Below are 12,196 nucleotides of genomic sequence, written 5' to 3'. Positions count from 1 at the left end.
GGCACGAAATACTATATGTAGAAAAGGTTTTTGAGGTAATTTATGACACTTACTGATGGGGAGAAGAACGGCATTTACCTTGTAAAAGAGTTAAATGTCGAACAGTCTATCTATTCTAAGAGACTTAAATCCATTGGCGTCACTGGTGGGTCTCACATTAAAGTAATTAATAAAAAAGAACGCGGCGGAGTAATCATTCAGGTTGAAAAGAAGCAGATAGCTCTTTGTCGCAATGTTGCTTCCGGTATTATTGTTGAATTTGAGAAAAAGGAATATCCGGAGGTAATGTAAAAAAGCTGATATAACAGCAGGATTTGAGGAGTACTATGGCACAGAAAATAAGAACGCGTTATGCACCGAGTCCTACAGGAAGAATGCATGTAGGAAATTTGAGAACCGCATTATATGCTTATCTTATTGCAAAGCATGATGGCGGTGATTTCATACTCAGAATTGAGGATACTGATCAGGAGCGCTATGTTGAAGGCGCAACAGAGATTATCTACAGAACTCTGGAGAAGACAGGACTTATTCATGATGAAGGCCCTGATAAGGATGGAGGTGTAGGTCCTTATGTTCAGAGTGAGAGACAGAAAGCCGGGATTTACATGGAGTATGCAAAGCAGCTTGTTGATAAGGGTGAAGCATACTATTGCTTCTGCGATGAGGCAAGACTTGCAACTCTTGTACAGGAAATAGATGACGGTAATGGCGGCAAAAAGGAGATAAGTGTATACGATAAGCACTGTCTTCACCTTTCAAAAGAAGAAGTTGAGAAAAACCTCGCTGAGGGTAAGCCGTTCGTTATAAGACAGAACAATCCCACAGAAGGTACAACAACTTTCCACGATGAGCTTTATGGTGATGTTTCCGTTGAGAACAAGGAACTTGATGATATGGTTCTTATCAAATCTGACGGATATCCGACCTATAACTTTGCGAATGTTGTAGATGACCACCTTATGGGTATAACTCATGTTGTCAGAGGAAATGAATATATCTCTTCATCTCCCAAATACAACAGACTCTATGATGCCTTTGGCTGGGAAGTTCCGAAGTATATTCATTGTCCTCTTATTACTGATGAGGAGCATCATAAGCTCAGTAAGAGAAGCGGACATTCTTCTTTCGAGGATCTTGTTGAACAGGGCTTCCTTGCCGAGACTGTTGTTAACTTTGTAGCACTTCTTGGTTGGTCACCGGATGATAATACCGAGATCATGAGTCTCAAGGAGCTTGTTGAAAAGTTTGATTACAGACGAATAAACAAATCACCTGCGGTTTTCGATTATACAAAGCTTAAGTGGATGAACGGTGAGTATCTGAAAGCCATGGATGATGACAAGTTCTATGAGCTTGCAGAGCCTTATATGAAAGAGGTCATAAAGAAGGATCTCGACCTTCATAAGATTGCGGCTATGATAAAGACCAGAATCGAGATATGGCCCGATATTGCCGAGATGATCGATTTCTTCGAGGAAATGCCTGATTATGACGTTTCAATTTATAAGCATAAGAAGATGAAGACTGATGAAGCTTCTTCGCTTTCTGTTTTAAAAGATCTTCTTCCCATACTTGAAGCTCAGGAGGATTACAGCAATGATGCCCTCTATGCGAGACTTCAGGAGTATATCAAGGAGAAGGAATATAAGAACGGCTATGTACTTTGGCCGATTCGTATAGCTGTTTCCGGAAAAGCCATGACTCCCTGCGGCGCTACGGAAGCTATGGAGGTCATCGGAAAAGATGAGACTCTTAAGAGATTAAAGGATTCAATTGCAAAACTTGAAGCCTGATATGAATTTAAATTGTAATCCCGCTCAAAAGCGTGCAATTATGCATGATAAGGGACCTGCTTGTGTAATAGCAGGTCCCGGGAGCGGTAAAACCTTTGTAATAATTCAAAGAATAATAAGTCTTATCCGGAAGGGAGTTAACCCCGGATCGATACTTACGATTACATTTACCAAAGCTGCTGCAATAGAGATGCAGCAAAGATTTATTAAAGAAACAAATTCCGTGTATCCGGAGGTTCTCTTCGGAACATTCCATTCCATTTTTTACCATATACTAAATAGCGATAAACTCACTATTATCAAAGAAACAGACAAGTATAAAGTGCTTAGTCATATTTTGCATGGGCGTGATTATGATAGTGAGATGATAAGACTTATGCTTTCAGAAATATCAAGACTTAAAAATTCTGGACTTTGCCCGGAAGAACGGGATAAAGCTGTCCCTTTTTATGAGGACTTTCCTGAAATTTATGAGGAATATGCTGCTATTTTGAAAGAACAAGGTCTGATAGATTTTGATGATATGGTGCTTTTGTGCCGGGATTATTTACTTCAAAGAGATGATGTAAGGAAAAAGTGGCAGGATAGGCTTGAATATATCCAGATAGATGAATATCAGGATATAAATTTGATGCAGTTTGAGGTTATAAAGCTTTTACTCGGTAAAGATAGGAATCTTTTTGTTGTTGGTGATGATGACCAGTCGATTTATGGATTCAGAGGATCCGATCCTGAACTCATGCTGGGCTTTAAGGATCATTTTGAGGATGCCAAGGAGATTATACTTGATACAAATTACAGGTGTGCACCGAAAATACTTGAAGCATCGAAAAGCATCATAGATGAAAATAAGATAAGATTCAAAAAGGATATTAAGGCAGGTAAAAAAGGAGATTTAGGGATAATAACAGGAAAAAGTTTTTCCGATAAAAAAGAGCAATATAAAAGTATTATTAAAGAAATAAAGTCCTTTGAAGCTAATGCAAAAATGGTATCCAAAGAGGATGTAACGCTGTCAGATTTTTCTATCATTGTCAGAACAAATGTTGCGGCGACAGCCTTTGCAGGTATGCTTGGTGAAGCAGGAATACCATGCTCTTACAAAGAAAAAGTTGTAGCGTTTCACGAGAAGGCAGCTGTAAAGGATATGATTTCCTATCTGTCATTTATCCATGACGGTCAAAAAAGAAGTGATTTTTTAAGAATAATGAATAAGCCTGTCAGATATATTTCAAGAGCGGCTCTCGAAGGAAAAGAAAAGATAGAGGAAAAGGACTTGCTTCTATTTTATGCAAGGCAGTCAAAAATCAATATGACAACTACGGTTCAAAAGCTTTTTAGAGATCTTAAGCTTATGTCTAAGCTTAGTCCTAAAGGCGCTGTCCATTTCATAAGAGGATTTATGGGATATGATAAATATCTCAAGAATAAATTCTGCGCAAGTGCAAAGGTATTGGAGGGACATATGTCTGATCTTGATGAGTTTGAAAAGCTATGTGAAAATTTCAGAGATTATCAGGATTTAAAAGAATATATTGAAGAACTTGACAAAACTTTGGAAGTTATGAGGAATGTTAAGGTTTGTGATAAAAAGGGCGTAAGGGTTATGACTATGCATGCTTCAAAGGGGCTTGAATTTAAAAGAGTATATCTTCCTGACCTAAATGAGGGAATTGTTCCATCACGAAAAAGTATTACAAGCAGTGAAATAGAAGAGGAACGAAGAATGCTTTATGTTGCAATGACTAGGGCAAAAGAAGAGTTGCATCTTAGCTATGTAAAAGGTTCAAAAGAAAATCCCATGAGAATGTCCGGGTTTTTAACGCCTATAAGAGATTTATTCCGGGATGGCAATATTGACGATATTTTGATAAAATAAAGTGAAATTTAGATTAAGAGGGGGGGACATTTATCATGAAAAGAAAATCCTTTTATAAAATCAGATTTCTTACAGGTGCTGTCATTTTGACCTTTGCTGTTACCGGTTGCGGTTCTTCATCAAATTATGCTTCAAAATCCGCAGAATCTGCAGGCAATTATGCTATGGAAGAAGCTGCAGACGGAGCTCTTTATGAGGCTGATTACGATATGGAAGTCGCGGAAGCTATGGAAGAATCGGGAAGTAGCAATGCCGAAACCGTTACGGAGGAGAAGGCTTCAAAGAAGAGCAACAGAAAACTCATAACAAATATGAGTATGACAACAGAGACCAAGGAATTTGATAAAACCATCGATTTTCTGAAGAACAGAACCGATGAGCTTGGTGGTTATGTTGAAAGCTTCAGCACTTCAAAGAGCAATTATTCGGACGAAAGAACAGCCAATATGACGCTTCGCATTCCTGAAGAAAAGCTCTCCGGATTTGTTAACGAGGTTGCAAAAAAGAGTAATATAGTCTCTCAGGATATGAACGTAACGGATGTTACGCTGACCTATGCAGATCTTGAAAGCCACAGAAATGCGCTCAGAGCTGAAGAGGAACAGCTTTTAACATTAATGGAGAGAGCTGATACAATAGAAGATATAATGTCTATCCAGGATAAGCTTACGGATGTTCGTTATCAGCTTGAGTCTATGGAATCACAGCTCAGAACCTATGATAATCAGATTAGCTACAGTACTCTAAGGGTGACGGTCAGAGAGGTTATTGACTATACTCCTGAACCCGTTAAAAATCCTACTTTCTTTGAGAGAGCAAGGGATGGATTTATCGAAAACTGCTACGACGTTGCTGATTTCTTTAAGGAACTGGCCCTGCTTATTATTACGCATCTGATCACTATTATAATTTTGGCTATTATAATAGTGATAATTATCATTCTTATCAGAAAGTCTGAAAAGAAGAGAAAAGAAAGACTTTCAAAGATGACGCCGGCAGAGAGGACTGCGCTACCGGGTATGGGAGCATATACCTACGGACCAAAGCCCGAGCAGGCAGATAATAATACTACCGACAAAACAGATAAAACTTCTGAAAATACAGACAATAATGAATCCGATAAATAAATAAAAAAATGAATTAATATTTATGAAATGCCCTTGGAAATTATAAATTCCAAGGGCATTTTTTTCTTATACTTTTTTAATAACTCATATTATTGTTATTGAATAACGCTAATGTTATGATGAAAAAAAGTAGTTATTGGTGGTAGTATGTAACCTGCGCATAATACGGAGATGTCTTTCAAATGCTCAGAGAGACCATAGCGGATTTCAGAAATGATGAAGAAAAATATTTTGAAATCTGCGAAAAAAATATAGTGAAAATAAACATGACGGTGCAAAGAAAGATGTCTATCGCACTTGTAGGCATCTATTTAATCATGCTTATAGTAGCAAAAGCGCTTCTGCAGGGTTTCAGACTACATGTAACCTATTATATTTTATTCATTATTCTCTTTTTGTTTTTTGTATCAAACCAGCAACTAAAAAACAGGGCATTAAGTCTAAGGTTGTGCAGGCTTGAATCGATATTTTTTTATGGGCTTTTATATGTGATGCTTATAGTAATTGACATTCTTCCCTATAAGGAGCAGCCGGCAGGACTTTTCCCCTTTTTTCTGATAATGTTTTCAACTATATATATAGACAAGCTAAGAGTTTACGTTGCTTTTGATCTGAGTTTGTGCACTGGCTTTTCTGTTTTTTGCTATTTCTGGAAGAGCAGATTGTACTTTTCCAGAGATATATTTGCGATAATAGCTTCTTTGTTTGTTACGGCTATATGTACGTTTATATTGGTAAATCTGCGTATGAAAGAAGCTTTGAATAATGCAAGGCTCGAGGAACTCAGATTCAAGGCAGCGGAAGCTGAAGCTAATGCGATTGCTGCCAATGGAGCGAAAACTCAGTTTTTATCGCAGATGTCTCATGAAATCAGAACACCCATAAATGCCATAATCGGTATGGATGAGCTAATTTTACGAGAATATGATGATAATCAGCTGAAAAAGTATGCTCATAATATTAAATCAGCCAGTAATACACTGCTTACACTTATAAATGATGTTCTTGATTTTTCCAAAATCGAAGCCGGTAAAATGGAACTTTATAATGTGGAATATGATCTGGCTGACATGATTTCGGAACTTGTAAATATGGTTGAAGAAAGAGCAAAGAATAAAGGGCTGGAATTTAACACTATTGTAAACAGTCAGATTCCGCATCTTTTGTATGGAGATAATGTCAGACTTAAACAGGTTATTTTGAATATACTGACCAATGCAGTAAAGTACACCGAGCATGGGTCAATTGAATTCGCTGTCGACTATATTGATGGCGGGCATTTGGATAAAGACAGTTCAATAGGACTGAAAATATCTGTTTCCGATACCGGTATTGGTATTAGGGAAGAGGACATGCATAGGCTTTATGACCCTTTTGAAAGACTTGAAGAAACAAGAAACAGAAATATTGAAGGATCAGGTCTTGGAATGAGTATAGTTCAGAAATTCCTTAAACTTATGAATTCGGAACTATATGTAAAAAGTGAATATGGAAAAGGGTCAACCTTTTCCTTTGTAGTAGAACAGCAAATAAGAAGCTTTGAGCCAATAGGAGATTTCAAGGTAGCATACGATAAGATCATTGAGGATGACAGTAATTACAGAGAATTATTTACTGCTCCCGATGCGGATATTCTTGTTGTAGATGATAATGAGATCAATCTCGTGGTTACGAGAAACCTTCTGAAAGACACGATGATCAATATAGAAACTGCTTCAAGCGGTAAGGAAGCACTTTTGATGACAGCAAAAAAGAAATATGATCTTATGCTAATTGATCATAGAATGCCCGAAATGGACGGAATGGAGATGCTGTGGAGGCTAAAGAGTGATGAGAAGAATATCAACAGAGACACTCCCAGCATAGCACTTACTGCAAATGCTTTTTCCGGAGCCAGGGATGTTTATAGGAAATCAGGATTCCAGGATTATCTTTCAAAACCGATTATCGGAGATGCTCTTGAAAAAATGCTGATAAATTACCTGCCGGAAGACAAGGTTTATAAGAATGACAACGATTTAAAGAAAAAGAAGAAACCTCAAAAATACTCGAAGACCGGAGAAAGAGGCGAGTCAAAGATAACAAATATCGAAGAACTGCGAGAAGATTATTTTGATGATAAAGAGCTCTATGAGGCGATCGGTATTATGATGGAGCGTGCAAACATACAAAAGTAGAGTTTGGAGGTTCTGGTGGACGCGAAAGTTTTAATAGTTGATGATTCTGAACTTGATAGATTTTTTATACGAAAACTCCTTGAATATCTGGGCGTTGATTCGGAAGAAGCTGATGGCGGGCGAGAATGCCTAAAAGCTGTTCGAAACAATGAGTATGCCCTCATTCTGATGGATTACCTTATGCCTACGATGAACGGAATACAGACGCTTTCTCAGATTCATGGCGGTATTGACAACAGAAATGAATCGACACCAACAGTAGCGCTTGTCTCACCGGATGATCCAGAAGAAGGAAAAATGTGCCTGGAAGCAGGATTTTCAAATTATCTTGATAAGCCTGTTGATTTTAAACAGCTTATGGCAGTGCTAATAATGTATTTGCCTGATGCAATAAGAAATGATTTGAAACTTCCGGCGAACTCCAAGAAAGATGAAAAGCCGGAAGCTGCCCCCAAGAAGGAAGATAATTCAGGTACAAGCGACTTTATAAAGGCAATATCACAGATTCCTGAAATAGATTATAAAAAGGGAATATCACTTTGTGGTTCAGAGGAGGGATATTTTACCGCAGTTGGGATTTTTTATAATTCTATTGATGTCAAATCCGAAGAAATTGAGAACTATTACAAAAATGAAGATTATAAAAACTACACAATAAAGGTTCATGCTCTAAAAAGTTCAGCAAATATAGTCGGTGCACTTGCGCTGTGGTCGGATGCGAAGGATCTTGAAGAAGCGGGAAATAACAATAACATTGAAAAGATTAAAAATGATACTGAAAAACTACTTTCTGACTACAGATCGTTTAAAGATAAATTGGCATTTCTGTCAACAGACACTGATGAAGAAAAGCCTCCGGTTGACGAGTCTGCTTTAAATGATGCTTATGCAGCTCTGGCAGAATTTATTGATGCAATGGATTTTGATCTTGCTGACATGGTTATAAAATCTATGAAAGATTTTAAATTACCGGATAAAGATGAGAAGATATTTGCTGAGATGGAAAAATTACTAACCGGTCTTAACTGGGAAGATATGAAGAAGCTTTTAAACGAAAAATAAGTTTTTGAGATTCGGAGAATGCTATGGCAAAGAACGTGACTATCATAAGTTCAAATGAAACATTTATGGTAAAAGGGCTTATCATGAAGCTTAAAGATGTAGGTATTGAAGCTACTTTTTCTTCTGATAAGGTTGAGGATCTTAAAAAAAATGAGGAATCAGCTAATATTTTTATATATTATCTTGATGAGATTGTGCCTAAATCCCTTATTTATTTGAAGGATTTATGCCTTGAAACGCATAGGCAGGTGATTTTCATCAGCAATCCATTGGAATATGAAGAAGCTTTGCAGTATCTGCCGGAGTCTCATGTTCAGAACTTTTTCGAAAGACCGCTTCAGATGGATGAATTCATAGAGACCATGAATAAGTTCTTTATGGATGAGATGATGGAATCTCATAAGAAGAGCATATTGATTGTTGATGATGATGTAACTTATATGAGAACCATAAGAGACTGGCTTAAGGACTCCTACCGTGTTTCAATGGCGAACTCCGGAATTCAGGCAATAACATGGCTTGCAAAGAACAAAGCCGATCTTATTCTGCTCGATTATGAGATGCCTGTTACACCCGGACCTAAGGTTCTGGAGATGTTTAAAAGCGATATGAGCATTAAGGATATTCCAGTAATGTTCCTTACTGCAAAGGGAGATAAGGCCAGTATTGTCCGTGTGCTGGCATTAAAACCTGCGGATTATATTCTAAAGACAATTGATAAAGTTTCCCTGCATGCAAAGATAGACAATTATTTCAGATTAAATTAAAAAAAATTTTATTTAGCTGTTAAGTTATTAAGTAAATCTTCCGATAAAAATATTGGAGTAGTATATCCATCTAGGTGACACGGAAGTCACGGATTCAAAGAGCAAAGGAGGGTTTCATATGAGTATGGTTAATGGCCTTGGTTCCAATATTGTGAACCAGCTAAGTGCTTATCAGCCTAAAAAACATGGAACAGAGAAGACGGAAAATGCAAAAAAACCGGATTCTCAAATTGGCGTGCAAAAAAATAAGGCTGCTTCGGAGACACATATCCAGGAAGGGGTTGAATTATCCGAAGGCGCCAAAAAACTTTTGGACGAACTCAAAGAAAAGTATGGCAATATGGACTTTTTTGTGTCAAACTATTCTTCAGATGAGGAAGCCGAGAGTATTATGTCTCGCGGAACAAAAGAGTACAGCGTACTGATTGAGCCTGAAATCTTAGAGCAGATGGCGGCAGATGAGGATGTCAAGAATAAATATATGGGCATTATAGATGAGTCGACAGGTAAGCTCGATGAGATGAAGGAGCAGCTTAAGGAGTCCGGCCAGGAAATTGATTCCATTGGTATGAAGATCGATGCTGAAGGTACAGTAAAGTTCTTTGCGAAGATCAGAGAGCAGAATGAGAAGTATCAGAAGCAGGTTGCCGCAGACAAGGAAGCAGCAAAGGCTGAGGAAGCAAAGGAAGCAAAACGTAAGGAACGGGATGAAGCGATGGACAAGCTTCGTGAGGGACAAGGGACCAAACCTTACGGAAAGAAGGAAGCTCCTTATGAGAAGGTTACTACAATATATGCTGACTCTGTAGACGAGCTTCTTGAGAAAATTAAAAATGTAGACTGGAGCCAGATTGAAGCTACACCCATCAAGGGCTTTGGCAACAAGATTGACTTTACGGTCTAAACGGAGGTGCACATGATCTTTTCAGAGATCGCTACAGAAATGAACACTAAAATTCAGAATGATGAGCAGATTACGGTTGACCTTGAACTTGATGAGGGCAAAACAGTTACCTGCGCGGTTCTGATCGTACTTACCGTAAATAAAAAGGATTATATAGTTCTTCTTCCGCTTGATGAACACGGACAGAATAATGACGGTAATGTATGGTTTTATGAATTTAAACAAGCATCGAAGGATGCTGAGCCTGAGCTTGGTTATATTGAGGATGACGATGAGTACGAAGCTGTGGCTGACGCATTTGACGAGTACCTAGATGATGTAGAGTTTGATGAGCTTATAGAGGCTGATCCTGAGGACTGAGAAGATCATAATACGAGATTGTTTTAAAATACGAGGCAGTATGGTTTATCCATACTGTCTCTTTTTTGATATTGAGACGTAATACAATTTACTTTCCTACATAACAGGCACAAATTGTGGTACAATATAGAGTCGTATAGTTGAAAAGGAAGAATGATGAAAAACAATCTGAAACAGGCAGCCTCCCGGCCTTATCCAATGGGAGTAAGCAGAACTTCAAAAGGAATACGTGTTTGCGCAGCATATAAGGGGAAAAAGGATTGCGGTATTGTCCTTTTCAGAAATAGTGATAAAAAGGGTACCAGAATTCTTTTTTCGGAAAACAGCAGATACGGTAAGGTCTTTTGCTCTGAAATAGTAGGCGAAACGGATGAGTTTACTGGATATATGCTCTATGAGAACGGAGAGCTATTTGTCGATCCGTATGCTTTTTATATTGACGGACTCGATAGATGGGGGAAAAATGTAGAGCCTGAAAATCTTCGCTGCAGGTTGGATGAGACTGAGTATGATTGGGGCCAGGATAAACCGCCGCTTACAAAATACGAGGATTCCTTTGTTTATACGCTCCATGTAAGAGGTTATACCAAAGCGCCTTCAAGTGGTCTTGAGCTTAAGAAGCGCGGAACATACAAGGGGCTTATTGAGAAGATTCCGTATATTAAGAGTCTTGGGGTAACGGCAGTTGAACTTATGCCGACTTACGAGATGAATGTTCTTGATATTCCAAAGCTCGGTAACGGCTCAAACAGCGGCAATATGCCGGAAGGATCTTTTCTTAACGATAATAGAACCAGCGGAAAGATTGTTGTTTCAGATAACGGTTTAATACAAAAAGGCAATTCTGTTCGTCAGAAGATTAATTTCTGGGGATACAAAGAAGGCTATTATTTTGCTCCGAGAACTGCCTATGCCATGGATTCACAGAATGCAGATCTTGAATTCAAGGATATGGTCAGGATGATGCATAAAAACGGCATAGAAGTTATTATGCAGTTTTATTTTAATGACAATGCATCGGAAGATCTTGTATGCGGAGCGATAAGACACTGGGTATTTAATTATCATATCGATGGTGTTCATCTGAAGGGAAGTTATACGGCTCCCGGAATGGTATGTGCAGATCCCGCTTTATCTGATATAAAAATATGGTACTACGGTTTTGATTACGGCAGAATATATGGCGGTAAAGCACCGGCTGTTCGTACACTTGGTGAGTTTAAACCGGATTTCATGTATGCATCCCGAAGATTTCTAAAGGGTGATGATAATTCACTGGGCGACTTCATAAAAGCAATGCTTAATAATAACGCAGAATCCGGCTGCATTAATTATATTTGTGACTATGAAGGCCTTCGTCTTGCAGATCTTGTGTCTTATGAACATAAAAGAAATGAGACAAACGGAGAAAACAACGGTGACGGTACCGACAATAACCTTAGCTGGAACTGCGGTATAGAAGGCAAAACCAGAAAAACGGCAATATTGGAGCTAAGAGCAAAGCAGATACGGAACGCTCTTACAATGCTCATGTTTTCACAAGGTACCCCGATGATTTTCGGTGGTGATGAATTCGGAAACTCCCAGGATGGTAATAATAATCCTTATTGCCAGGATAATGCTACAGGCTGGGTTGACTGGAGTCAGGCAGAAAAGGGCTTCAACCCGGGTATTACGGAGTATTTGAAAGCGCTTGTAAAACTTAGATTCAAATATAAGATTTTACATGAATCCAAAGCATTTAAGCTTATGGATTACAAAGCCTGCGGATACCCTGATCTTTCTTATCATGGAATAGAAGCCTGGAGACCGGACCTTTCAAACTACAGCCACAGCATTGGAATGCTTTATTGCGGACTTTATGAAAAAGCTGATAAAGAGCAGGATTTCTTTTATATTGCTTATAATATGCATTGGAATCCTGTAACCTTTGCGCTTCCGAAGCTTCCGGACGGCATGACCTGGCATGTGCTTGGTGACACTGATACGGCTTCAGACAATTTGAAGATGCATTCCGTTAAGGATCAAACTAAGATTGCATGCGCCGGAAGATCAGTAAAAATTCTTATTGGTGTTGGAAAACCGATTAAAAAGACAGTAAAAAAGGCCGGTAAAACAAAATAA

General features: G+C 38.4%; 10 protein-coding genes. All 10 read left to right on the top strand.

Annotation, left to right across the window (positions count from 1 at the left end):
* Nucleotides 1–42 precede the first annotated feature (42 nt).
* The 10 genes from G596_RS0101290 to G596_RS20460 all read left to right on the top strand — a co-directional run bounded on the left by G596_RS0101290 (nucleotide 43) and on the right by G596_RS20460 (nucleotide 12,196).
* Entirely contained in the window at nucleotides 43–291 is a 249-nt protein-coding gene (locus G596_RS0101290) for a ferrous iron transport protein A (protein WP_022760018.1), read from the top strand.
* A 35-nt stretch (nucleotides 292–326) separates the two neighbouring features.
* The gene (gene gltX, locus G596_RS0101285) at nucleotides 327–1,796 is read left to right on the top strand and encodes a glutamate--tRNA ligase (RefSeq protein ID WP_022760017.1); all 1,470 of its coding nucleotides are present in this window, start codon (nucleotides 327–329) and stop codon (nucleotides 1,794–1,796) included.
* Between the two features lies 1 nt (nucleotide 1,797).
* Nucleotides 1,798–3,675: an ATP-dependent helicase gene (locus G596_RS20480; RefSeq protein ID WP_049944828.1), complete on the top strand. Its 1,878-nt coding sequence runs from the start codon at nucleotides 1,798–1,800 to the stop codon at nucleotides 3,673–3,675.
* A 35-nt stretch (nucleotides 3,676–3,710) separates the two neighbouring features.
* Nucleotides 3,711–4,802 (top strand): DUF4349 domain-containing protein, encoded by a 1,092-nt coding sequence (locus tag G596_RS23340; protein WP_022760015.1) that lies wholly within the window; start codon nucleotides 3,711–3,713, stop codon nucleotides 4,800–4,802.
* Between the two features lie 182 nt (nucleotides 4,803–4,984).
* Nucleotides 4,985–6,979 (top strand): ATP-binding protein, encoded by a 1,995-nt coding sequence (locus tag G596_RS23335; protein WP_022760014.1) that lies wholly within the window; start codon nucleotides 4,985–4,987, stop codon nucleotides 6,977–6,979.
* A 15-nt stretch (nucleotides 6,980–6,994) separates the two neighbouring features.
* Nucleotides 6,995–8,041, top strand: coding sequence for a response regulator (locus G596_RS0101265; protein ID WP_022760013.1), 1,047 nt, complete (start codon nucleotides 6,995–6,997; stop codon nucleotides 8,039–8,041).
* 23 nt (nucleotides 8,042–8,064) lie between these two features.
* Nucleotides 8,065–8,808: a response regulator gene (locus G596_RS20465; RefSeq protein WP_022760012.1), complete on the top strand. Its 744-nt coding sequence runs from the start codon at nucleotides 8,065–8,067 to the stop codon at nucleotides 8,806–8,808.
* Nucleotides 8,809–8,926: 118 nt separating this feature from the next.
* On the top strand, nucleotides 8,927–9,712 hold the full coding sequence (locus tag G596_RS0101255; protein WP_022760011.1) for a DUF6033 family protein: 786 nt from the start codon (nucleotides 8,927–8,929) through the stop codon (nucleotides 9,710–9,712).
* A 12-nt stretch (nucleotides 9,713–9,724) separates the two neighbouring features.
* On the top strand, nucleotides 9,725–10,072 hold the full coding sequence (locus tag G596_RS0101250) for a DUF1292 domain-containing protein (protein ID WP_022760010.1): 348 nt from the start codon (nucleotides 9,725–9,727) through the stop codon (nucleotides 10,070–10,072).
* A 198-nt stretch (nucleotides 10,073–10,270) separates the two neighbouring features.
* The gene (locus tag G596_RS20460; protein ID WP_155829092.1) at nucleotides 10,271–12,196 is read left to right on the top strand and encodes a hypothetical protein; all 1,926 of its coding nucleotides are present in this window, start codon (nucleotides 10,271–10,273) and stop codon (nucleotides 12,194–12,196) included.

Origin of the sequence: Butyrivibrio sp. AD3002, from assembly GCF_000420905.1 — a bacterium.
In the GTDB taxonomy this organism is placed as follows: domain Bacteria; phylum Bacillota; class Clostridia; order Lachnospirales; family Lachnospiraceae; genus Butyrivibrio.
This window is presented reverse-complemented; position numbering and strand designations above follow the sequence as displayed.